Annotated in this window: 17 protein-coding genes and 5 pseudogenes; 11 read left to right on the top strand and 11 right to left on the bottom strand. The window is 43.9% G+C overall.

The genetic code is table 11. From position 1 onward, the window contains the following. The first annotated feature begins 186 nt into the window (after window positions 1-186). Window positions 187-708 carry a hypothetical protein gene (locus AC0L66_RS25640; RefSeq protein WP_265674990.1) on the top strand — a complete coding sequence of 174 codons (522 nt, stop codon included), beginning with the start codon at window positions 187-189 and terminating at the stop codon, window positions 706-708. Window positions 709-918: 210 nt separating this feature from the next. Here the strand turns inward: AC0L66_RS25640 and artM are convergent, their stop codons facing one another. From artM to artP, 4 genes and pseudogenes are all read right to left on the bottom strand, one after another. Continuing rightward, window positions 919-1,590 carry an arginine ABC transporter permease ArtM gene (gene artM, locus AC0L66_RS25635; protein ID WP_473570042.1) on the bottom strand — a complete coding sequence of 224 codons (672 nt, stop codon included), beginning with the start codon at window positions 1,588-1,590 and terminating at the stop codon, window positions 919-921. Then, window positions 1,587-2,280: pseudogene (artQ, locus tag AC0L66_RS25630) on the bottom strand (arginine ABC transporter permease ArtQ). Before artQ ends, artM begins: the two are co-directional and overlap by 4 nt. 1 nt (window position 2,281) lies before the next feature. After that, window positions 2,282-3,013: an arginine ABC transporter substrate-binding protein gene (locus AC0L66_RS25625; RefSeq protein ID WP_473570040.1), complete on the bottom strand. Its 732-nt coding sequence runs from the start codon at window positions 3,011-3,013 to the stop codon at window positions 2,282-2,284. Window positions 3,014-3,150: 137 nt separating this feature from the next. Then, window positions 3,151-3,881: pseudogene (gene artP / locus AC0L66_RS25620) on the bottom strand (arginine ABC transporter ATP-binding protein ArtP). A gap of 313 nt (window positions 3,882-4,194) precedes the next feature. Here artP and AC0L66_RS25615 point away from each other — a divergent pair. Then, entirely contained in the window at window positions 4,195-4,620 is a 426-nt protein-coding gene (locus AC0L66_RS25615; protein ID WP_473570038.1) for a septal ring lytic transglycosylase RlpA family protein, read from the top strand. Between the two features lie 165 nt (window positions 4,621-4,785). On the opposite strand, the gene AC0L66_RS25610 is transcribed toward AC0L66_RS25615, so the two are convergent. Together AC0L66_RS25610 and AC0L66_RS25605 are read right to left on the bottom strand one after the other, a co-directional pair. Further along, window positions 4,786-5,649 (bottom strand): arginase family protein, encoded by an 864-nt coding sequence (locus AC0L66_RS25610; RefSeq protein WP_265674984.1) that lies wholly within the window; start codon window positions 5,647-5,649, stop codon window positions 4,786-4,788. A gap of 63 nt (window positions 5,650-5,712) precedes the next feature. Continuing rightward, on the bottom strand, window positions 5,713-6,447 hold the full coding sequence (locus AC0L66_RS25605; RefSeq protein WP_265674983.1) for an IclR family transcriptional regulator: 735 nt from the start codon (window positions 6,445-6,447) through the stop codon (window positions 5,713-5,715). 223 nt (window positions 6,448-6,670) lie between these two features. On the opposite strand from AC0L66_RS25605, the gene AC0L66_RS25600 reads away from it, so the two are divergent. Then, on the top strand, window positions 6,671-7,189 hold the full coding sequence (locus tag AC0L66_RS25600; RefSeq protein ID WP_473570037.1) for a hypothetical protein: 519 nt from the start codon (window positions 6,671-6,673) through the stop codon (window positions 7,187-7,189). Between the two features lie 104 nt (window positions 7,190-7,293). Here the strand turns inward: AC0L66_RS25600 and nfsA are convergent, their stop codons facing one another. The 3 genes from nfsA to AC0L66_RS25585 all read right to left on the bottom strand — a co-directional run bounded on the left by nfsA (window position 7,294) and on the right by AC0L66_RS25585 (window position 9,117). Next, window positions 7,294-8,016: an oxygen-insensitive NADPH nitroreductase gene (gene nfsA, locus AC0L66_RS25595; RefSeq protein WP_473570035.1), complete on the bottom strand. Its 723-nt coding sequence runs from the start codon at window positions 8,014-8,016 to the stop codon at window positions 7,294-7,296. A 256-nt stretch (window positions 8,017-8,272) separates the two neighbouring features. Further along, window positions 8,273-8,644, bottom strand: coding sequence for a thiamine-phosphate diphosphorylase (locus tag AC0L66_RS25590; RefSeq protein WP_390902920.1), 372 nt, complete (start codon window positions 8,642-8,644; stop codon window positions 8,273-8,275). 251 nt (window positions 8,645-8,895) lie between these two features. Continuing rightward, the gene (locus AC0L66_RS25585; protein WP_473570033.1) at window positions 8,896-9,117 is read right to left on the bottom strand and encodes a hypothetical protein; all 222 of its coding nucleotides are present in this window, start codon (window positions 9,115-9,117) and stop codon (window positions 8,896-8,898) included. Window positions 9,118-9,463: 346 nt separating this feature from the next. Here AC0L66_RS25585 and AC0L66_RS25580 point away from each other — a divergent pair, with 346 nt between their 5' ends. Together AC0L66_RS25580 and secD are read left to right on the top strand one after the other, a co-directional pair. Beyond that, a complete protein-coding gene (locus tag AC0L66_RS25580) occupies window positions 9,464-10,006 on the top strand; it encodes a hypothetical protein (RefSeq protein ID WP_265674980.1) in 543 nt (180 codons plus the stop codon). 131 nt (window positions 10,007-10,137) lie between these two features. Continuing rightward, entirely contained in the window at window positions 10,138-12,870 is a 2,733-nt protein-coding gene (gene secD, locus AC0L66_RS25575; protein ID WP_473570031.1) for a protein translocase subunit SecD, read from the top strand. Window positions 12,871-12,973: 103 nt separating this feature from the next. Here secD and AC0L66_RS25570 read toward each other — a convergent pair whose 3' ends face one another. After that, entirely contained in the window at window positions 12,974-13,717 is a 744-nt protein-coding gene (locus tag AC0L66_RS25570) for a type 2 periplasmic-binding domain-containing protein (protein WP_265674978.1), read from the bottom strand. A gap of 499 nt (window positions 13,718-14,216) precedes the next feature. On the opposite strand from AC0L66_RS25570, the gene AC0L66_RS25565 reads away from it, so the two are divergent. The 6 genes and pseudogenes from AC0L66_RS25565 (at window position 14,217) to AC0L66_RS25540 (ending at window position 23,313) form a co-directional block, all read left to right on the top strand. Then, on the top strand, window positions 14,217-15,851 hold the full coding sequence (locus tag AC0L66_RS25565; RefSeq protein ID WP_265674977.1) for an ABC transporter substrate-binding protein: 1,635 nt from the start codon (window positions 14,217-14,219) through the stop codon (window positions 15,849-15,851). 52 nt (window positions 15,852-15,903) lie between these two features. Then, window positions 15,904-16,880, top strand: a pseudogene (locus tag AC0L66_RS25560) (ABC transporter permease). Between the two features lie 8 nt (window positions 16,881-16,888). Then, window positions 16,889-17,879, top strand: a pseudogene (locus tag AC0L66_RS25555) (ABC transporter permease). Then, window positions 17,879-18,835 (top strand): annotated as a pseudogene (locus AC0L66_RS25550) (ABC transporter ATP-binding protein). The pseudogenes AC0L66_RS25555 and AC0L66_RS25550 overlap by 1 nt, the downstream one beginning before the upstream one ends. A 10-nt stretch (window positions 18,836-18,845) precedes the next feature. Further along, entirely contained in the window at window positions 18,846-19,817 is a 972-nt protein-coding gene (locus AC0L66_RS25545) for an ABC transporter ATP-binding protein (RefSeq protein ID WP_265674974.1), read from the top strand. A 49-nt stretch (window positions 19,818-19,866) separates the two neighbouring features. Further along, window positions 19,867-23,313: a hypothetical protein gene (locus tag AC0L66_RS25540; protein ID WP_473570029.1), complete on the top strand. Its 3,447-nt coding sequence runs from the start codon at window positions 19,867-19,869 to the stop codon at window positions 23,311-23,313. 226 nt (window positions 23,314-23,539) lie between these two features. Here AC0L66_RS25540 and AC0L66_RS25535 read toward each other — a convergent pair whose 3' ends face one another. Further along, complete coding sequence (locus AC0L66_RS25535; RefSeq protein WP_265674972.1) at window positions 23,540-24,547, bottom strand: LacI family DNA-binding transcriptional regulator; 1,008 nt, start codon at window positions 24,545-24,547, stop codon at window positions 23,540-23,542. Window positions 24,548-24,770 lie beyond the last annotated feature (223 nt).

The following is a 24,770-nucleotide window of genomic DNA, read 5'->3' as shown; positions in this document are numbered from 1 at the left end:
ATTTATGGAGTCTGGATTGTAATGAAGTATTTGAATTAATTGGTTTGGGGCATACAATATAGCGTGTTACAAATGGTAACGTCTTGTTTCGGCAGATAAAGACAATTGTCTACAAATTGAGACGAACTTAATGGCGCGTGTTCTATTAAAATAGCAGCTGAAACTAATTGAGATATGACGAAAACGATGAGTCAAACAATAAATAACATAATCAGTAAAATCACGAGGTGGGTCTTTGCCGCTGTGATGTGCGTGAGTACTGGCGCGTTCGCGGATGAGCTAACATCTGAAGCAGTACCGACAAAAACCGTTTCTTCAGAAAATGCTCAAGATAGTGACCCACTTAAAGGGAACTTTGATCTCACCTATGCTGGGTGGACAGAGCACCTGACATCGACAGGACGAAATCAAGACAACTATATTGTGGGTTTTAGATACAAACAATTTGAGGCGTTTACGCTGATTAATAGTTTTGATAATCGCTCATACATTGTTTCTTATCATCCTCAATATGATTGGAAATCTTGGGCTCGAGTTGGTTTGAGGCTTGGTGGGATTAGCGGCTATTCTAAAGAGGATAACAGCGTTCAGATTGGCGGAATAACACCCGTATTCGCCCCAACGATTACCCTTCACTATAGCCATTTTGGCTTTGAAACGGCGCTGTATACCGACGTATTGGTGTTTTCCCTTAAAGTAATGATTTAATGATTTTAGCGAATAAATAAACAAGCCGCCCCTTTGAGCAAATCAAATGGGGCGGCTTGTTTACATTATCGTTTGTTTATAATTACATTGTTGCTTGTTTATATTTAGATAGTAGCTTGTTTATATTTAGAGAGTAGCTTCTTTCATTTTTCACTGCGCTCCATTTCCCAACAGGGAAAGCTAGGCGACTTTTCGTTGATTCGATTACTGCTAACGACAGGATTCGAACGCCAGAGCTTGCCTTTCTACCTTTCTAAATAGCAGTGTGAGTAAGCCGTTGACGGCAAGATAGAATAATCCCGCGATACCAAATACCGTTAATGTGTCATAGGTTTGCGCATTAATACGCTGAGCGTAACCCATGATGTCCATAATGGTGATAGTGCTGGCAAGAGATGTGCCTTTAAAGACTAAGATTACTTCATTCGAATATGCAGGAACTGCACGACGAATAGCAAACGGCAGTAATACACCAAGCGTGGCCTTCATATCCATGCCTAATGCACGGCAAGCTTGCCATTGGCCATCAGGGATCGCACGAAAAGCGCCTTTGAACAACTGAGTGCTGTAAGCGGCAGTATTGAGCGCCAGTGCTAACATCGCACAGAACCATGGTTGGCTTAACCAGTGCCATGCCACGCTTTCTCTAATGACGTCAAACTGTCCAGGCCCGTAATAGACTAAGAAAATTTGAATAAGTAGCGGCGTGCCAGTGAAAACCGTAATGAGGCCTCGGCTCAACCAGTGTACTAATGGGGTACGTAAAATGAGGCTTAATGTCATCAGCAAGGCTAAAATGCAGCCAACCAATAATGAGGCAACGGTCAACTGTAAGCTGGTCACCAATCCTTCCAGCATTTGCCAAACGTGTTGTTGATTCATGCGGTGACTCCTTTCTTCGGTGCCGACATTTGTTGTACCGAAAACTTGCTGTCGATGCGTTTAACGGCTTGCTGAGTAAGCAGTGTAATTGCCAAGTATATTACAGCGGCAGTGGCGTACCAGGTAAAGGCTTCGTGCGTTGCAGCTGACGTCAGTTGCGCTTGTTTCATCAAATCAGTCACCCCAATTAATGACACCAGCGCCGTATCTTTTAATAACACCAGCCATTGGTTCGTAAGGCCGGGAAGCGCGTGTTTCACTGCTTGAGGTAAAACAATTTTGATAAATGTGCGCGAGCGACTCATACCGAGTGCTCGTGCTGCCTCGCGTTGTCCGCTAGGAACCGCTTTCAATGCGCCACGAATGGTTTGCGCTGCATAGGAGGCAAAGATCAACGATAGCGCAATCACACCAGAAAGAAACGGACTCACTTCAATAAAGTCGCCAGTAATAAGAAACAGGACTTGCGTCGAACCAAAGAAAATGAATAGCACCACCAATAACTCTGGCAGCCCACGAATGACCGTGACAATGGCGGTCGTAGGCCAAGATACTAGCTTCTTGCGTGACATCTCACCATCGCACGAAAACGATAGCAAGAACCAACCCAACCAACAGACTGACCAAGGCAAGTTGGATCGTAACCCAACTTGCTTGAAGGAGTGAAGAGGAGTAGCCCGTCAGTCCCATATTACTTACCAAAGTACTTGTCGAAGATAACTTGATATTCACCATTTTGTTTTACAGCGCTGAGCGCGGTATTCAATTGGTCAAGCAGCGCTTGGTTACCTTTGTTTACCGCAATACCAAAGCCATTACCAAAGTATTGTTGGTTAGTGATCTGTTCACCGACGTAAGTGAGCTTGTCGTTTTTATCGAACCATTCAGCAACCACGGCGGTATCGCCAAATACAGAATCGATACGACCGTTCTGCATATCGATAAAGGCATCTTGGTAGCTCGCATAAGGTACGGCAGTCACACCGGTCATTTGTTCAAGTAGGTAGCTTTGATGCGTAGAGCCGTTTTGTACGCCGACACGTTTGCCTTCTAGTACCGCTTGGTTGGCGACTTTACCTTGTAGGGCTACAAATGCCGCTGAGTTATCGTAATAAGGCGCTGTGAAGCTAACTTGCTGTTGACGAGCTTCTGTAATATCGATACCAGAGATGGCGGCGTCGTAACGCTTAAATTTTAGAGCTGGAATCAGGCTATCAAAGGCTTGGTTGTGAAAGCTGCATTTTGCGTCAATTTGCTTACAAAGCGCATTGGCTAAATCGACATCAAAGCCCTGAATTTGGTTGTTTTCATCGACGTACTCAAATGGTGCGTAAGTGGCTTCCATCGCGAATTTAATTTCTTGTTGAGCAACCGCGTTAGCAGATACAAGGCCGATGATTGATGCGAGTAGAATTTTCTTCATAATATTTCTCCAAGTGAGGTAAACCATGGTGGCATCCTCGTTGATATTTTTTCGCCATCCTAAGGACTACGCCGATCTCATCTCAATAGCGGTGGCGCTAATGAGTGGAGTGGTTACGTGATAGGTTGGCGAGTGAATTAGTGTGTTAAATACTCGGCAAAAGCTTGAGTTTTAGGCTGAGTGAAGGAAGCGTTAGTCCCGTGTTCAACAATTCTACCTTGCTCTAAATAAAGGACATGGCTGGCAATTTTTTTAGCAAAATCCACTTCATGAGTTACCACAACTTGGGTGATGCCAGTGCTGCTTAACTCTTTGATGATATTTACTATTTGCGTTGTGATTTCTGGGTCTAGTGCCGCAGTCGGTTCATCAAATAAAAGGACGTCAGGTTTCATCATTAGCGCTCTGGCAATCGCGACCCGTTGCTGTTGACCTCCAGAAAGTTGCAATGGCCAAGCATCGGCCTTATCTGCCAATTGCAATGTTGCTAATATTTTTAAAGCTTCACTCTTCGCTTCTTCTTTATTCATACCTGCGACTTTGATCTAGGCGCTTCAATCAAATTGTCTATGACTGACATGTGTGGCCACAAATTGTATTGCTGAAAGACCATGCCCACTTTTTTGCGCAGTGCTAAGCCCTGCTTTTCGGTAATGGTTGCAGCAAAGTCAAAGGTTTGCTCCGCGATGTCGAGGGTGCCGTTATTCGCGGTTTCCAACAAATTTAACACTCGGAGTAAAGAGCTTTTACCCGCACCGCTAGGGCCAAGCAATACCAGAGTTTCACCTTGTTCACAGGTAAAGCTGACATCATGGAGAACTTGTGTTTCACCATAGGATTTATTTACTTGCTTAACTTGAATTCTCATGCTGATTTACTGCATTAATAGTCACTAGGTATGTATACTACTCAAAATGATGTTTTATGCAATAAAAATGTATAAAAATTTCATTTGTTACTATTATGTTTCGATTTGTGCTGATTTATTAGGCATGTCAACTGTGTTGTTGCGTATTATTTGAGCGCCTATGATAGGAGGTTGAAGGGGGCGCGTAGAAACGAGTCGAGTATCCAAATGGATAGAAGCAAAATCACGGACTACTGACACAGTATTGATGAACGTTGCAAGATAACCATGAATACTTAAAGGACACATTTAAGGAAAGTGACATTGTAGGCACATGAAATCAATATCCCTGATATCCACTCTATTAGCATTCACCGTACTCGCGGGCTGTTCATCCATTTCGACTAATGCGTCACCTAAAACACAAGAGTATGCACGGAAACATCAACTTACCGGGCTTGCCTCATGGTATGGCAGTCAATTTCATGGCCGACTCACTGCCAGTGGAGAAAAGTACAATATGAGGGCACTGACTGCGGCTCATAAAACGCTCCCGTTTGGTACGGTTGTTAGAGTCATTAATACCAATAACAATAAGAGCGTTGATGTAAAAATCAACGACCGAGGGCCGTATGTCAAAGGAAGAACTATCGATCTTTCTCAAAAAGCATTTGAGAAAGTAGGCAGTACAAAGCAAGGAGTGGTGCCCATCAGAATTGAGATTTTGGATGACAGTCGAACATTTAGATATAAGCACTAATAACTAATAACTAATAACTAACAATAATTAATGAGGCGTCGACAAAAAGTGGACGACGCTTAGCCATTAACGTCGCACGGCACAATATTTTTCCGTGTGGATCTTTTACTTTGCTAAAGGGGATAGAGCGCAAAGCTAATCCCCTTAAAGCAAGGCAGTAACTGGTTAGCGAGAAAAATAATAAAAGTGGCTCGCTTGCTCAACAATTAGCTGTGTTGACGCGGAGTATATGTGTTCTTCTTTGTTGCCAACGAGTTGGATCAAGGTGGTTTTGTTAGCGCTCATACATTGACGTAGGATTCTAAGAACCATAGATAGTTCGAGTTTTTGATTTTCTAACTTAGACATAGTCTTTGAGATAGAAGCTAGGTCGATGGTGATGACAACTTTATCGCAGTGGTGCAGAAAACGAGCGACTTGAGATTTAACCATGCCTTTATTTCGATAGTTGACTTCATTCAAGAGTGCCCAATCACACCCCATATCTTCGGCGTAATCCAACTGACTTTTGCTCGCAGAATTTGGATCAATCCCAATGTGGAACGCGCGGCATTCGTTGTGTCGATTTAGGGCAAAGTGGAGCATTGAGCCAGTTTTTACTTCTAATGTTTGATCCATTAAAAAATCAGCATTGATGTTGATGATGCCAAGTTGCTCCGAGTCAATAATTAGACTCGGTAGAAGGTTGAGAAGTGTTTCATGGCAGTTGGTAATCACCATCGGCGTAGCACCGTGTGAAAGGTGCTCAACGAGTTGAGAATTTAGTGCACAATTCGCATATGGACTTTCGAAGTAAGGTCGTTCAGCAGAGTAAACAGAAAGTAGCGGGAAGTGACCTACATTTCTCATAGAGTGAGAATGACTTTGATCGCTTAGCCAGTCATAGGCCGTTTCTAACAGCGATTCAGCGTCTTCAAATTCTACGTTACTTATCGGTTTGATTGATTCACAAACGGTAAAAATAGGCAGTTTGTGTTCAATGGTTGGATGATAACGGTTTTTCCATAATTGCTTGAAGACGCTTAACATAGTCAATACCTGCGAGAGAGTAAATAACCTTGCGAGAGATTAAATCACCCAAAATGTAGTGGTTTACCTTTCTGGTGGTAGTGCTCGGGCCGCTTGTAATACGTGTAATATGAATCGATCCTTATTGGCCTCGACTCGATACGCAGGAGCCATGATAGAGACTGCTCCTAGTAACTTGCTTCCTTTCATAACAGGGGCACTAATACCAGTTACGCCAGGGTCAAACTCTGATGTGCTGACAGCAAACCCTTGATGTCGAATAAGTGTTAATTCCGCCATCCATCGGTCGATATTGTCTTCTTCACCGAAATAACGAAGAATCTTTTCACAACGCATTTCTGGTAAAAATGCGAGCATAACCTTAGATGAAGCACCACGTAACAAAGGTTGACTTTGGCCACGAACATAACTGCAGCGAATGGCCTGTGCACTTTCTTGTAGGCTAACGCACAATGCACGATAGCCGACGGGCACCATGTATGCTGCCATTTCTCCGGTCTGTTTTTGCAAGCGACTCAGAATGCTCTCAATCGCCTCAGAATTATGAGGGTTGGATTGATAGCTGTGCATGAGCATCAATGCCGCAGGGCCAACAATCAGGGTTTTGTCTTGTGTGCTTTCTTCTATTAAATTCCACTCTTTTAGCAGTTTAATGTGGCGATACAAACTGCTTAGCGGCACACCCATTTGCATACTGAGTGTCTTAGCTGACACAGGTATTTCTGAAAGCGCAACTTGCATCAGAAGCTGAAGAGGCTTCTCATTAACTTGATTGGTGGATCGCTGCGTGTTGTCCATATTGGTTATCTACTTTTCAGGTCGTATGCGCAATTTATATTCCTATACAGTAAGAAAGGGAATATAAATTCGCGGGTAGTTTCTTATTGAGTGAAAAAAATGACCAAATCCTTTGAAACTTTGTGGTTTCGTCAGGCTTTTGTTAAAGGTGGTCGATTACTTTGACCCCGAGGCATGGGTTGCCTACAGTGCGGTCCACTTTCCGATAAACGTAATAAAATGAATGAACAGAGCACGTAGTAATATGATTTTCGGTGTTGCACTTATTGCAGCCGTGACCTTTTCTGCCTTTGCAAAAGACACGGAAGGGAAGCTTTCAGTGTTAGGGGGCGTGTCTTTTCTCAATTCAACAAAGGCTTACTCTTTGGGTGTATATCAACTAAATGGACAAGGGAAATGGGGTCTTGGTGGCGGCATTGAAGCGGGTCGAATCGAGGAAAATCCGGATGGTGGGTACTATACGCAATCTGATTTTTATGCGGCTAGGGTTGCGCTCACTTACGGTGTGACCGATCAGATATATATTGCGCCGAATTTGGGTGTGATTCATTCAACATTAGACAGAAGTTACTTTTATGCCGGACGTGACCATGTTGATCACCATACTTACACAGGTGTCACGCCAGGGGTTGATTTCATCGTTGAAAATGAAGGGTGGACAGGCAGTGTCGGCGTCAGCCAATTGCCACTTGTTGATCGTTCTGAAACGGCGTTTAATTTTAAAGTGGGTTGGTCGTTTTAACGGTATTGTCTGATTCAAGCTCGAACGTAAAGTAGACACTATAACGAAACGCGGCGTGGTTCGTTATAGGTGAATACTTTACGTGCTTTGAACAAGCGGTGTGATTACCGTTTAGTCAGTCCTTTGCTGTTTAAGTAAGGGAGCATATGTGGTCGCGACTCGCCTGAAAGCTTGCTGGTTGTCTGTTGGGACCACGTTGCTTGTTTTTGATTACTGGAGCGATGAGCGTAGTAATGCTGCATCGATTCATCGTAGACGTCGATGTCGGCCATGTTTAAAGCTTGGTATTGGTTTTCATGCACAATGACATGAGGTGGTAAACGTGGCTTTACGTCTGGATCTTGATCTGGATATCCTAGACACATACCAAATAATACCGCAGTTCCTTCCGGTAGATTGAGTAGCTCGTCTACCTGTTGTGCGTTATTGCGTAGACCACCGATATATACGCCGCCTAATCCTAGAGACTCAGCGGCCAGTAAACAGTTTTGTGCCATAATTCCCGCATCTACCGCACCGATTAATGTTAATTCAGTGAAATCAGCCTGTACGTTGGAGTTGATAGCAATATGGCGTTGGTAATCAACACAGAACACTAAAAACTCAGCAGCGGAGGCTACGTAAGCTTGCCCTCCGGCGTATTCAGCTAAAAGACTTCGCTTCTTATTATCCGTCACTCGTATGACAGAAACGACTTGCAGTAAGCTTGAAGACGATGCCGCTAGACCTGCTTGTACAATCATGTCTCGTTGTTCGGCACTTATTGGCTGTGGCGTGAATTGACGAATGGAGCGGTGGCCTAACATGGTGGCGATAGTTTGGTTCATGATGCACATCATCCTTGTGAGTGGGAGTTATACAACAGACTAGCTTATCGCTCTTTTCTTGTAGGGTAAATGATGGACATCGCAGATGGTGAAGACGGAGTGGTTATCAAGAATTGGGTGATCGCAAGCTATCAGGCAAGAGTCACACGTAGACTCTGAATGATGGCGGTCTTTGCTAAATGAAGAATTTACAATGAGAGAGGGGTAAGAGCGTTAGCTTGTGTAACGCTCTTAATTAATTTGGGCGCTTATTCCATTATAGGCAGATTGCGATAATACAGGCAGTAGTAAGTGCAATCACCGCATACCAAATATATTGCGTAGTTTGGTTAGCGACGTTGTTTCTAATGTAGGTGATCTCTTCTGTAGCAAACGTAACGAACTCACTATGGCTAAGTGATAGTTCATGATGCGCTTCTTTAACATCTTGCTGTAATTTGCCAAAGACGGTGTTAATGAAGGTTTTTGCTTCTTCTAGTGGCGCAGGTGCAAACGCTAAACTATCCCAAATGGCCATTCGAGATTTGAACTCGTTGTCACTTACACAGTTTAACTTAAGCAAATCATGCTCACGTTTAATGCGTTCTTTATTCATTTTATCGGAACATAAATTTTTAAATGCATTCACGACAATTACTCCAAACGATGCATATCAGTTTAAAAGAAAGGACGCTTTTCGCCCGCTCTTAACTTGCAGCGCATACTAGTTGATGTTTCCAAGAGACATCAACTAGCGAATTTTGTCACCACGATAGATATTCATTGTGTTGGTTTGCATGTTTGATAATTAGGGTGTTTTATGTGTGGCTGGTGGTATCTGATGCAATATTAATTCGTAGCTTCAGGGTTAATGATGCGCCCCTTGGAGTGTTTAACATATTAAGATGTTGGGTTTTGTACATCACTGGCTAAATCTTGAACGCATTGTTTAAGTCGCTGTAATCCGCTAATTTCACCACATTCAATATGCTCAATGGGTGCATAACCGTTGAAACGGTTGGTATTACTGCGAACATTAATAAAGTTATTGATGAAGTGCGAGTTGTCAAACGCGGTACGTAAATAGCCATCTATTTCAACAATTATGTGGATTCTCTCCATCGTTGAGGGGGTAACCGCAACCGTAGCTGCAGCGTAATTTTCAGGCGGGCATGTTGGGCGGGAGAAAGCTCTAATATTGCTTCTGTTTGGATATTTGAGGCACCCCAGCCATCAAGAATGGTGAGGGCGTATTTCACTAATGTAAGTCGTTCATTTTGCGACAGTTCCATTATTCACCTGCAATTAAGAGCCTGAATTATTCAGCGCCTCTGTATTTACTATAGTGGTCAGTTTTTGTTCCCTCAAGATGACAGGGGCTAATTGCAGTGATGAATTTAGTATTTTTTATTTGTGTTTGTACTCAGATGGGCGAATAATGGCGGCGTAAATTCATTGAGGTTAAGCTGTGTCGAAGTCCTTGTTGTCGTTTGTGCTTTCATTTTGTGTCGTAGTTCTTACGTCCTTTGGAGTCACTGCGTCTGAAAAATTAACAGAGGCTCCGAATACGGACTATGCTGCCACTTCCTTTGAATTTAACAGTCGCTCTGTAGCAACAGAGCCTAGCATATCTTCTGACATGGGTTCAGATGTTGTCTCAGGGCAGGGTACATCGTCATTTACGCCGGATGTTATTCCGATCCCTCACCGTAATCAGACGTCGTCTCAACCTGCTCACCCGATGTCCACGCATTCTGATGATAATCGAATTAAAGCGATTTTATCGAACCTTCGTTGGATCAGTAACGGCAACGAACCCCATGAGTTTGAATCGGCAAATTTTGGCGTCGTCACAGAAGTTGGCGATGCTTATTGCTGCTTCAAGGTCGGCTTAATTACAGATATTCCCCTCTCATTTGCTCATTATTACTTCCATATCAGTGATCACCGTGTCAGTGGTTGGAAAGACAGTAATACCTTCTATGTTGCCCTGAATGGGCAGTACGCATAACGCTTCTAAATTAACTAATAACAATGTGCGGATAACAAAATAATAGAGGGTTCACGATGCGTGAATGGTCTAATTTTTTCTCCGCTCCAAAGGTCAATTTTTAATTATCAGCTCAGTGCTGAGGAAGAATTATGCGTGTAAAAAATAAACCACTAAAGCGCTTGAACCACTATTCCAAATGGAAATATTTGGTCCTTATTACCACGTGTTTGCTGTTAGCGTTAAGTGCCTTGCCATCTTGGTATGGTGAGAAGCCCGCCATTGAGCTGAAGTTTACGGATAGCAGCAGCCAGTTCGACACTCCATTCAAAATTAGCAGTTTACTGGATGCTCAAGGTGTTAAAGCCGAATCGATAGCGCTGACAGGCAACAAAGCGACGCTAGTTTTTAATGATGAAGCGGATCAAACTAAAGCCAGGAATACCCTCAATGACGTAATCGGCAAAGGTGATAGCCTTTCTTATTCCTACACGTCGATTGCGCCAGCATGGCTAAAAGAGATGGGTTTTGCTCCAATAAAGCTAGGTCTTGACTTGCGTGGTGGTGTTCAATTTTTGCTGAATGTGGATGTTGACCAAGCGATTTCTGAGCAGCGCGATGCCGTTATCGATGAAGTCAAGCAAGCACTGCGCGAGCAACGAATATTTGGTGTCACGGTTAGCCCTAAAAATAGTAATGGCATGTTAGTGCGCACCAAAGATAAAGCTGACGAAGTCTCCGTACGTCAGTTCATCAATAGCCAATACCCTGAGTGGCTAGCTAAAGGCGACAGTGAAGGACTCTCTATTACTCTGCGTGAGCAAAATAGTAGTGAGTTTCTTAACCTCACAATGCAGCAGAACCTAAAAATTATGCGTCAACGTATTGAGGAATTAGGGATTACTGAAGCATTAGTGCAGCGCCAAGGTGAATCGGGTATTCGCATTGAATTGCCGGGTGTGCAAGATCCTTCCATGGCCAAGCGGGTTATCGGCGCGACGGCGAGCTTAGCATTTTATGAAGTCAAAACGCCGGGTGGTGAAGCGGTTTCCACACTGAGAGTAAAAGACGAGCAAGGCAGCATGGTTGTTCTTGTGAAAAAGCCAGTCCTCACTGGTGAGCATATCGTCAACGCCAGAGTTGGCTTTGACCAAATGCATCGTCCGGAAGTAGATATTTCCCTCGATCACATGGGTGGAAAAATGATGAGTGATTTTTCTGCCACTCACATTGGTAAACCTATGGCAACGGTGTATCGCGAATATGGTGTGAATGCTCGTGGAGAAACCCAAAGAAGCGAGAAAGTTATCAGTGTGGCGACCATTCAGTCTCAGCTTGGTAGCCAGTTTAGAATTACCGGATCTGGTGATTTAGAAGAAGCACAGCAGCTTGCACTATTGCTACGTGCAGGCTCATTGACAGCACCAGTCACAATAGTTGAAGAGCGTACCATCGGTGCGTCTCTCGGTGCTGAAAACATTCAAAATGGCTTTGCTGCGCTGGCGCTAGGTCTTGGGCTAACGCTAACATTCATGGCGCTGTGGTACCGACGTTTAGGTTGGGTTGCAAATGTGGCATTAATGCTCAACATGAGCTGTTTGTTAGGGCTAATTGCATTGGTTCCTGGTGCGGTATTAACCTTGCCGGGTATTGCTGGTTTAGTACTTACTGTGGGTATGGCAGTGGATACCAACGTGCTCATTTTTGAAAGAATACGTGACAAACTCGCCGAGGGGAGAAGCTTTGCTCAGGCTATTGACCAAGGTTTTAATTCAGCCGTTGCCACTATCCTAGATGCCAACATCACCACGATGATTACTGCGGTTATCTTGTACTCAATGGGTAATGGTCCAATTCAGGGCTTTGCTTTGACGCTAGGTCTAGGTCTATTGACCAGTATGTTTACTCGGTATTTTTGTTTCTCGCGCCATCATCAATCTTGTGTGGGGCAAAGATGCTCGCAGAGAAGTAAGGGTATAATGATGAAAAATTATCTAACCACTCATATTCGTTCAATTCGTTATTTCACTAACCTACTGTCAATTGCTCTAGTGGTGTTATCCATCATTGTGGTTGGTGTCAAAGGCCTGAATTTGGGCTTAGATTTTACTGGTGGCGTTGTTTCGGAAGTCCAGCTAGCGCAATCAACGACTCAAACTGAGTTACGCGAGACATTAAGCCCGGTACTCGGTGAGGGTATTTCTGTCACTAAGTCCGGTGATGAAGGTCGCTGGACCATTCGTTACTCGGCTGACCGTGGTGATGCGGTGCACCAAGAGTTTAAACAAGTACTCGCGAAGGCATATCCTGATTCAAGTATTGTGAGCGATAGCATCGTTGGCGCGCAAGTTGGTCAAGATCTCTACGATCAAGGGGGATTGGCGCTGTTGGTATCATTGCTGAGTATTCTAGGGTACCTGAGCTTCCGCTTTGAATGGCGCCTAGCGAGTGGTGCACTGGCGGCGTTATTGCATGATGTGGTGTTAGTCTTAGGCTTCTTTGCCCTGACTCAAATGGAGTTTAATCTTACGGTCTTCGCTGCCATTTTAGCGATATTAGGCTATTCACTGAATGACTCGATCATCATTGCCGATAGAATTCGTGAAATTCTGAAGTTCAAACCTCACGAAGAGACCGCGTTAGTCAGTGATCAAGCGGTATTAGGGACGTTTGCCCGCACGATGGTGACATCGGGTACCACGCTAATGACGGTAGGAGCACTTTGGTTCTTAGGCGGTGACGCACTACAAGGGTTTGCCACCGCCATGTTCATCGGCATCTTCTCAGGTACATGGTCCTCCATTTCAATGGGAACGGTGTTACCAGAATGGCTCAAGCTGGAAGGGAAACATTACCAACCTGTTGAGATTGATTCTGCGCCGTAAGCATTCTTATTGGGAGAAACCAGCAGTGTATATGGAGGCGACGTAGTGTCGCCTCTTTTTGTTGTTTTCTGGTATTACAATGTTAACTAATTTTTTGTTCGCACTAGATAAATGGGTTGTGTAGCGGTAGTGCCTCGCGCTTATCTAACGCCAACTCGTTCTCAATATCACCAAAGTATTCTTGATATAATGCTTCAAATTCCCCCGTTCTTTCCAATACTTGAAGACCGTGTTCGACTCGCTTAGCAAGGTCAGGACGATTGGCGTTGACGTAGAAAACGAGTGGGAAGGGGTAGAGGATCATTTTATCTTTTAGGAGGATGATGCTCTTTTTGTCATCGACACGTTGCTGATAAATATCTAGCGCCTCATTGGCACCAAAGCAGACGAAATCACAACTCTTATCGGATAACAGGGTAAAGAGGCCATCAAAGTTGCCTTTTTCGACAACATTGAAACCGTTGTGCCGAAATAACTCTGCGTCTACCCAGGTCTCAGGTATACCAACTTTTAACTGTTTAATGGATTGGATGGAGCGAAAACGAGCTTGGTCATCAGCTCGAATGAATAGGATTCGCTGGCCGAGCAACGCTTTCGTTAACGATCGATTGATCTCTATAAATGGCTTCCCAGAAAATTTCTGATTCCCCTTAACCGTGACTAAAATATCAACCCCTGTCTGGAATATATTACCTTCATCATCCGCGTTGGGATAATCACTACAGTCATCAAAGAGTAAAGTGTCATCTACTGATCGCGAAGTAGTCAGGAGTATTTTTTGAAGTAGGCTACGCTCAAAATCCTGACGCGGCTTAGATTTATTTCCGTTCCAAAAGTGAATCGTCATAGTGCCTCCTTATGTAAGCGTTTTCAAAATTATGCCACAAACTCCACACTCAAACAGTAGTATCACTATGAATAATGAGAAATTAAGGAATGATTTATACCATAACCTTATGTTTTTAAAGTTTATATTAGGCGGCGTTACCATATTGAAAGAAGGCGTTAGTAATATTGAACAATAAAAGCGCTTTCATAAAGTTAGAGCGGTCACACTTCTGTATATTAGTGATTAACTGAGTTAATGTGGTTCAACCTATTGATATTTAAGCTTTTATTTTTTAAATTCTATATGTTTAACTCATGTATTTATAGTTAAGGTGTTGATTCTACTAGTTTTACCTTTGTGTGATCTGTTCGAGGTTTATTGTTTAACCCTTTGTTATCCGAGGCGGCATTGAATAGTATCTCTAAAAGAAAGCGCTTTCTTTTTATGTGTTAACCCCCCTATATGACGAGAAATTTGAAGACCGCGCTTATTCACTCTAAAAGAAAAGGATTCAGAGATGCAAAAAACAACTCTCATCGCCTCAGTATTATGTGGAGCTTTAATGGCTGCTGGCGCGCAAGCGGAAGAGATTAAACAGGGCGGGACGTTGACCGTTCCAATCATCAATACGGGGTTTGTTGACAATTTCAATCCATATACAACAAAAGATCTCTATCACGGTGTGATGTTTGAACCTTTAATGGTTTTTAATAATATGACGGGTGAAACGAACTGGCGATTGGCAGAGTCTGCAGATTATTCTAATGATCTTAAAACCATCACCGTCAAACTGCGTGATGGCTTAAAATGGTCAGATGGTAGCCCACTGACTGCGGAAGATGTGGCGTTTAGTTTCACGATGACTAAAACAGCGCCAGCTTTTGACCAAAAGGGTATTTGGTCAGGTGGAAACCTTGCTTCGGTGAATGTAATTGATGACCGTACCGTGACATTCGAACTTAATGAAGCCGACTCAACATTTTTGTGGAACTTCCCTTCATACCATATTGTTCCAAAAGCAGTATGGAGTCAGGCAAAAGACTTAACGACATTTACTAACCCGAATCCAATTGGTAGCGGTCCAATGACAACGGTGAAGTATGTTAAGCCTCAACAAGTTGAGCTATGCCGAAACCCTAATTATTACCTCGCAAATTTACCTCATCTAGATTGCATTACGTACCGTTCATACAACGACAACTCTCAAATTCAACCAGCATTGATCAAAGGTGAGATTGATTGGGGTTCAAACTTTATTGCTGATATTGAAACGACCTTTGTCGCTCAAAACCCAAGCGAGCATCACTTTTGGTATCCGGCGAATGACGCTATCCATTTGTATGTGAATACCAAAGAAGAACCGTTTAACGACATACGTGTACGCCAAGCGTTATCCATGGCATTGGATCGTGAAGCGATTGTAGACATTGCCGCTTACGGCTACCCAACTGCCAACTTTAACGTCGGTGGTATTGGGGAGCTCTATATGAGCAGCATCGATAAGCGCGTAAATGATAAATTCTCTGAACTTACTCGATATGACGTTGATAAAGCGAAGGCTTTACTCGACGAAGCGGGGATTAAAGACCGCAACGGTGATGGCTTTAGAGACGATAAATCTGGTAACACGGTTGAGTTTGATATTGAAGTGGTCAACGGTTGGACGGACTGGATTCAAGTGGTTCAGATGGTGTCTGAGTATTATGAAGAAGTTGGTATTAAAGCCAAGGTTAAAACCGTCGATTGGGCCGTTTATGACAGCAACCTAAAAGACAGTAATTACAAAATGTCTATTAACTGGTCGATGGTCGCAACCAATCCAATCTTAGCTTATCAAGAGTATTTTTCGACCTCTCGCATCGGTAAAACTTGGCATGCTGGACACGGTGTAAACAGTGCTGAAATCGATCAGTTAATTGAAAGTTTCGGCAAAACTGGCGATAAAGCGAAGCAACAAGCCATCCTTTCGGAGCTGCAAGCATTTACAGCAGAGAATTTGCCATTTATTCCGCTATTTTCAAACCCTACTTGGTTCCAATACAACTCAACAAAAATTGTTGGCTGGCCAAGCGAGAAAAATCCGTATATCCAGCCAGTCTGGTACGACGGTGGCAAGCGCGTAATTATTCTTAATAATTTACATCTTAAGTAACTGACATCATTGGGGCTATCACTTTGCTAGCCCCTTTTATAAAGGTATTGCTATGTCGTTTTTAGCTCGCCGTTTTGGCTTTTATTTTACCGCATTTATTATCGCTATATCGTTCAACTTTATGTTGCCAAGGCTGATGCCTGGCGACCCTGTAGATGCGTTGTTTGCTGCCGCTCAGGGACGTATGGATCCATCTCAAATGGATGCAGTGCGTGAAATGTATGGTTTTGTAGATGGTAATATTTTCGTTCAATATTTCTCTTATATTAAAAGTGTGTTCACGCTGGACTTAGGTCCTTCGGTTCTCATGTTTCCAGTGAGTGTCTCGGACGTGTTGGCGATGGCGTTGCCATGGACTATGTTTCTTGCGCTGGGGTCATTAATTGTTGCGCTTATCATCGGCGTCAGTATTGGTACTTATGCCTCTTATCGTCGTGAAGGTTTCTTTGGTCAGGTGGTTCCGCCAGTCTTAGCATTTATCAGTAACTTTCCTTATATCGTCACCGCTTTATTACTGTTTTACTTTTTCGGTTTAAAAATGGAGCTGCTTCCGCTTGCGTACACGTACGACCCATCTTTGGAGCCTGCATGGACATGGGAATTTATTTCTAGTGTGGCTAAGCATGCGATCTTACCTGTTGGTTCGATGGTCATTGTTGGTATCTCAACCTGGGTCTTTAATATGCGAAATGCCATGATCAATGTCCTAGGGGAAGATTACGTCACCATGGCGGAGGCAAAAGGGCTGAGTAGTTTTCGAGTGATGTATCGCTATGCAGGGCGTAATGCCATTTTACCTGTCGCGACGGCGATTGCGATGGCCATTGGCTTTTCGTTTGCTTAGGTTCCATCATGACCGAGGTGGTTTTTAACTATCAGGGCCTAGGTAATATCCTGCTAAAAGGCATCATTGCGCGTGATTACCCACTTATCCAAGCTATTTTGCTTATTCTCGTTACCGCTGTATTAACAGCGAACTTTATTGCCGATCTTCTATATGTTTGGCTCGACCCACGTATTTCAAATTAGGGTGCATTATGGACAAGTTAATTGATGCTCATAAGTACACAAATCAGCCAAACTTAGCGGCTCGTGAACCACGTTTTTCATGGAAAAATATCAAAAGCAAGCTAAGTACGGTTTACGCATTTTTTTACGGAAACCCTCCCGCTATTATTGGTGGAACATTAATGAGCTTGGTGTTGATGGGAGCAATATTCGCATCTTCACTAGCGACCCATGATCCTCAAAAGCGTGTTGCAAGACCTCATATGGCACCGAGTTCGGACCATATTTTGGGGTCAACTCGAAGTGGGCGAGATGTTTACAGCCAAGTATTACATGGTGCGAGAAAGTCGCTCACCGTGGCATTGAGTGCTGGCGTAATCGCGATGACTATCGCGGTGCTGGTTGGAGTATCGTCTGGGTATTTTGGTGGGAAAATTGATGATCGTTTGAACTTTCTGACCAACGTTTTTCTCGTTTTTCCTCAATTGCCGTTACTAATAGTGTTAGCCGCGTTCTTAGGGCAGGTCGGGTCCTTGGTGATAACGGTCTTGCTGGGGATTACCTCCTGGCCATGGGGGGCGAGGGTGATACGTTCACAAACCATGGCGATTAGAAACAAAGAGTTCATTATTTCTGCTGAGGTAATGGGCGAATCAAAAGCACGAATTATTTTAGTAGAAATACTGCCTAATTTGGTCTCGATTGTGTTTGGAGGCTTCCTTGGAACGGTTATCTACGCCATGGGCGCGGAGGCTGGTCTTGGTATTCTTGGATTGGGAGATGCGACGGAAGTGAGCTGGGGTTCTATGTTGTATTGGGCACAAACGTCATCGTCGCTCTATACCGAGTGCATGGTGGGAAATGCTTGTCCCTGCAATGGCTCTTGCTATTACAGGCGGTGCACTTGCTTTGATCAATATGTCTATCGACCAAGTAAGTAATCCGAAACTACGGACGGGTCCACACATGAAGCTGTGGCACAAACTTAAGAAAGAAGCAGATAAGCGTCGAGGCCTATAATGAGTGCATTACTTGAAATTAACAATTTATGTGTTGATTACGTTTCACCAAACGGTATCGCACGTGCAGTAAATAATGTCAGCTTAACCATTCAACCAGGCGAAACCTTAGGTATCGCTTAGGTGAATCAGGTTGCGGCAAAAGTACCTTAGCGTTTGCCATTTCACGGTTACACAAAGCACTCGGCATTAATCTCGGAAGGAGAGGTCCTCTACAAGGGAGAGGATGTGCTGAAAATGAATGCTCGTCAGCTACGTAAGTTTCGTTGGAATGACGTGTCTGTTGTGTTTCAAAGTGCGATGAACTCCTTAAACCCAGTTATCACAATAGGTGAGCAGCTGGTGGATGTGATCCTCGCGCATAAAAAGGTCAGCTACAAGCAAGCGCATGAACGTGGTGCCGAATTACTTGAAGTAGTAGGAATTCATGCTGACCGAATGGGAAGTTTTCCCCATCAACTCAGCGGCGGTATGCGTCAACGTGTCGTCATTGCGATTGCTTTAGCGCTAGAGCCTAAGTTGATTATTATGGACGAACCGACCACGGCGTTAGATGTGGTCGTAGAACGTGAGATCTTGAACGAGCTTTATGATCTTAAAACGAAATTTGGCTTCTCCATTTTGTTTATTAGTCACGACTTGAGTTTGATGGGTGAAATTGCCGACCGAATTGGCGTGATGTACGCAGGAAATTTGATTGAACTGGGCAGCGCAAGCGAAGTCTTTGGCTCGCCTAAGCATCCTTATACAAAAGGGTTGATTGCTTCTTTCCCGACAATTCATGGACCCAAAGAGCGCCTTTATGGCATTCCGGGCAACCCTGTAAATCTGTTAAATATCCCGACTGGCTGTAACTTTCAAGAGCGCTGCGGCGAGTGCTCGAAAGTATGTACTCGTGAAGAGCCAAGGTTAATTCAAACTGATGCTGACCGCTTGGTCGCTTGTCATCTGATGTGAGGTAAGAAAGATGCAAAGTAATGAAGTGATTCTTTCCGTCAATAATTTAGTTAAAGATTTTCCTCTTGGTCAATCGGCAAAAAGTAATGTAATGCGAGCCGTGAATGATGTCTCGTTTGAACTTAAAAAAGGTGAGGCGTTAGCGATTGTTGGAGAATCCGGATCAGGTAAGAGCACGGGTGCTCGAATCCTAACTCGTATTTACGATGAGACGTCCGGCAACATTAGCTTTAAGGGTGTGCCGCTTAACACTTACATTGAACAAAATGGGGCTCTTGAGTACGCACGCCAAGTGCAGATGATCTTCCAAGACCCGTTTGGCAGCCTAAATCCCGTGCATACGATCTATCATCATATCGCACGTCCGCTACTGATTCATAAACGTGCAGCAAAAGAAGCCGTGCCCCAGCTGGTATACGACTTACTTGAATTGGTAGGCTTATCACCGGTAAAAGAAACGGCGGAAAAATTCCCTCATGAATTGAGTGGTGGGCAACGCCAACGGGTTGCTATTGCACGTGCGCTTGCGGTTGATCCCGAAGTCATTTTGGCTGACGAGCCGATTTCCATGCTCGATGTCTCCGTTCGACTGGGTATTTTGAATTTAATGGCGGACCTTAAGGACAAGCACGGCATCTCATTCATGTACATTACTCATGATATTGCTACGGCTCGTTATTTTGCCGAGAAAACCGCAGTCATGTACGTCGGTCACATGGTGGAGTGGGGGGCAAGTGATAACGTGACGCAAAACCCGCAGCATCCTTACTCGAAATTGTTGCTTTCAGCTGTGCCGGAAGCTGGTAAAGCCGGTCGTCGTGAACTCATGGTGAAGAAAGGGGATATACCGTTGTGGAAGCCTGATAGTGTCGGTTGCCCGTTTTATATGCGCTGTCCGAATGCATCAGAGCAGTGCCAGACCCAGATGCCTGAGCCTGTACAAATTGCACCTGAGCACTTCGCTCGTTGCCACAACCTTTAATTCCCATTTTAGCGCATAAGAAAGCGCTTTCAAATAAGTGATATACATTATGGAAAATAGACCAAAAGAGAGTGATTCAGCCGTATCAGGCCAGTTTGTCGATCGAGATGGAGAGCGATTTTACAAAATTAGTGATGTGGACCAAATGTCCCCGTTTTTTATCAGTGTGGTATCAGCGAGCAATCATTGGTTTTTTATTTCGTCTACAGGTGCATTGTCTGCCGGACGTGTTCGCCCAGAAAACGCCCTTTTCCCGTATCGTTCAGTGGACCATATTCATGAGAGCGCCCACAACACGGGTGCGAAAACCATCATCAAGGTTGTGCAAGAGGGTGGGGCGTCATTGTTATGGGAACCCTATAATGAGCACCATGATGGGCGATACGAGGTTCAAAGGAACTTATATAAGAACTCTGTGGGTGACAAAATTATTTTTGAGGAAGTGAACCACTCTTTAGCACTGCGCTATCAGTACAGTTGGAGTTGTGGTGAGGCATTTGGTTTTGTAAGAGAAACGGAAATCACAAACTTATCGCAAGCGAATATTCAAATGGAAGTGATCGATGGTATCCAGAACTTGCTTCCATCGGGGGCACCATTACAGGCGCTGCAGACCCGCAGTGCACTTGTTGATGCTTACAAATGGAACGAGCGCGTTGATGACCTGCCTATGGCAACGTATAGCATGTACGCAAAGCTTAGTGACCGAGCAGAGCCTGCAGAGTCACTAAGGACCACGACCGCTTTTTCTATCACCGATAATGACGCCGATATTTTACTGAGTGCAAAAGCATTGGGTCAATTTAGGAAAGGATTGCCGATACAGCGTGAACAGCTCACCCGTGGTGAACGTGGCGCTTATTTTGTTCATCAAGCTATTGCACTAAAGCCAGCAGAGAAAAAGGCTTGGCTGATGGTTGCTGATATCGACAAAACCCACGTAGAAGTCGATGAGCTAAGACAGTCGATACATCGTGGTGACGACCTCCTAAAATTGGTACATGAGGATGTCGCGCGTAATCAGTTGGATCTCGTCACGTTAATGTCAGGTGCTGACGCTTGGCAGTTGACATCAAATGAAGAAACGAGTGTGCACCATTACGCCAATGTATTGTTTAACAATATGCGTGGCGGTGTGTTTGTGTCGGGGTACCACCTTGATGCTGCAGATGTCATGAGCTCATTAAAGGCGATGAACAGTCGCGTGTTCGAACGACACACTGACTTCATTGCCTCCTTAAATGCAAACTTTACGCACCCGGAGTTAATGGCAGCCGCTAAAGCGACAGGTGATGACCAACTTGTGCGCTTATGTTACGAATATTTACCGCTGACGTTCGGTCGCAGGCACGGTGACCCTAGCCGACCATGGAACCACTTTGAAATTAAAGTGCGTGATGATGAGGGCAATCGACTCCTTGCCTATCAAGGGAACTGGCGCGATATTTTCCAAAACTGGGAAGCCATGGCGCTGAGTTATCCGCATTTTATCGGTTCGTTTATTGCTAAGTTTGTCAACGCATCGACGGTCGATGGTTATAACCCTTATCGAATTACAAAAGAAGGGGTGGACTGGGAATTATTGGAACTGGACGACCCTTGGAGCAATATTGGTTATTGGGGTGATCACCAGATCATTTACCTACTTAAGTTTTTAGAGCTGGCTGACAAATATCACCATAATGACCTGACATCATGGCTCTCTGACGCGAACTATAGTTACGCCAATGTGCCTTATGAGCTATGTAATGTAGAAGGGTTACTTGCAAACCCGAAAGACACGGTTTCTTTCAATACTCAGAAGCAACAATTAACGGAAGAGTTAAGCGCGACGCTAGGCAGTGACGGACGCTTACTACTTGATAGTAATGGTGAAGTCTACCAAGTCAACTTGCTTGAAAAATTGTTAGTCCCTCTATTGTCAAAGCTGAGTAACTTTGTGCTTGATGGTGGTATTTGGCTTAATACCCAGCGCCCAGAATGGAATGATGCGAATAACGCGATTGTCGGTAATGGCTTGTCGATGGTGACGTTGTATTACATTCGTCGCTATGTCACTTTCTTGCGAAAGCTTGTCTGTAAAGCGTCAATGAGTGTTGAGTTATCTAACGAAGTGTCAACATGGTTATTGAACACCAATACTCGCCTGAAAGAAATGTTAACGATTGTACGAAGTAATGATATTACACCAGAGCTTCGCAAGCAGATGTTAGTCAATCTTGAAGAGAGTGCAGATGCGTATCGCCAACGGGTATACGCGGATGGATTTAGCGGTAAATCTAATGTTGATATGAGCAAAATCAATGAGCTGCTGGATGTAAGTGTGTCATTACTTGATCAAAGTATTATGAACAACAAACGCAGCGATGGTTTGTACAATGCTTACAATATTCTGGACTTGTCTCATGGCACGGCTGAAGTTGCGGAGTTATATCCAATGCTAGAAGGTCAGGTTGCTATATTGAGCTCTGGTATTCTGGATTCCAAGCAAGCTATTACGTTATTAGATAAGCTATTTGCTAGTGATATGTATCGGGAAGATCAACAGAGTTTCATGCTCTATCCAGATCGAGCGTTACCGAGTTATTTAGAGAAAAACCAAGTCTCAAGTGCGATGCTAGAACACTGTGAGTTGTTACAAGTCATGTTAGCTGCCAATGACAAGCGATTGGTCGTGGCGGGTGGCAACCAACAGGTACACTTTAATGCTGATTTTGAAAACGTGGGTAAGTTAATCGAAAAAATCGCAGAAGTGAAGCATGATTACCCTGCCCATACAGACCAGGACTGGGAACAAATAAAAGACATCTACGAGCTGACGTTTAACCATAAAGCATTTACGGGTCGTTCAGGCACGATGTTTGGTTATGAAGGCTTGGGCTGTATCTATTGGCACATGGTTTCTAAGCTGTTACTCGCAGTGCAAGAGAATTATCAACGTGCATACTTGGAATCTCCGGAAAGCGAAGAAACGGCTAAGTTAGCAGGTTATTACTATCGCGTCCGAGAGGGGATAGGGTTTAACAAAACGCCAGACGTGTATGGCGCATTCCCGACAGACCCTTATTCTCATACTCCTAAACAAGCTGGTGCACAGCAACCTGGAATGACAGGGCAAGTGAAAGAAGAGATTCTAACTCGCTTTGGTGAATTGGGCATTGAGATTACGGATGGTGAAATTCATATCTCGCCGACGTTGCTACAAAAACAAGAGTTCATTACTCAAGCGAATAGGTTCTGTTACTTTGATGTAGAAGGGAAGCGACAAGGCATAGCAATGCCAGTCAATAGCCTTGCATTTACGTATTGTCAGGTGCCATTTATGTATGTCATTAACCATTCGAAAGAGATAAGTATTGATGTTGAAATGGTTTCGGGTGAGGTGACAAGACTAAAATCAGCGACGATACCAACGCTGCTCAGCAACGCTATCTTTTCTCGTGGTCACCACGTAAAAGCAGTAACGGTTAATTTGCCAATGAGTATGATGCAATAGGGGCTATTCACTAGTCGTTATGCGACGTTGGGGGAAGCAAAGAAAATACTTTGCGTTCTGCCTAGGCTAGAAGATTAGGCTTAATTATAAAAAGGGAGTCACCATTTGGTGCTCCCCTTTGTGGTTTGTGACAAAACAAGCTCGTGATAAAACAAGTTCGCGACAAAAATTGATTGGCAATGAAAACTGAACAACAATAAAAACGTTTTTCCGACTTCGGAAGCAATCACTCCGTTAAATCTTTCACGGAGCCTCGAACAATAACATCTGGAACAATAGGGGCACTTGGTTGTTTCGCGTTGCTCTTGCCTTGTACGATTCCCATGACTTTCTTGGCGGCTTCGGTTGCCATAGTTTGAATAGGAAAGTCAATGGTGGTCAATCCCGGTGTCATATATTGACCGAATGACACGTTATCAAAACCGATAATTGAAATGTCTTCGCCAACCGTGAGGCCTCGTTCAATACACAAGCTATACGCCGTCATCGCTATATTATCGTTCATACAGAAAATTGCGGTGAGAGGAATATCTCGGTCGAGCAAGCGACGAATAGCTTCATGGTTACATTTGTGATCAAAGCGTCCTTCCACAACCGCGTGTGGATTGTAGTCGATACCATATTGGCTCAGCGCGTTTCTAAAACCTTGTAGACGATCTCGACTGTCGACTTTGCTTAACTGACCCGTCACACAGCCAATATGCTGGTGGCCTTTTTGGATAAGGTGTTCGGTTGCAAGAAAGCCGCCGCGTTCGTTATCTATCCAAATACAACGATTAGCGATCTCTGGAATATAGCGGTTAATGAGCACCGTCGCTTCGACTTCGTTAGCAATTTCTAGTAATTCACTATCGGGTAAGGTATCGACGGTCAGTACTAATCCGTCTACTTTTTTGGAACGCAGAAAGCGGATCGATTCATGCTCTTCGTCATACTTTTCATGTCCACTGGTAATGATGAGGTGATAGTTTTCTTTACGTACGACCTTTTCCACTTCGTGCATCATCGGCCCATAGAAGGGGCCATCTAGGGTCCCAACCAACATACCAATACTGCATGAGCGGTTTGAAGCGAGCGCCTGGGCAAACGCATTTGGCTTATAGCCCAACTGCTCGATCGCTGCATATACTCGAGTTTTATTCGCTTCTTTTACAGAAGCGTGCCCATTAAGCGTTCTTGAGACTGTTGCTTGAGAAACTTGAGCGAGTTCAGCGACTTCTTTTATCGTAATCAATCTAATATTCCTAATCATTTAACGATGAAATTATACAACAGAATCATAGTAATACCGTGATGTGTTAACGTAAGTTCGATGTTTCAAAAAGAAAAACGTGATCAAAGTGGCGAATTTCATTTCTTGGCGGCCAGTATTGGGAAAAATTGATGATTTAGTGACCAAACACACACTACTAATTGTAAGCGCTTTCTTTATGGTGACGTTGTTCAAGGTTTAAGAT

This window comes from Vibrio sp. GJ43-1 (genome assembly GCF_055808835.1).
This window is presented reverse-complemented; position numbering and strand designations above follow the sequence as displayed.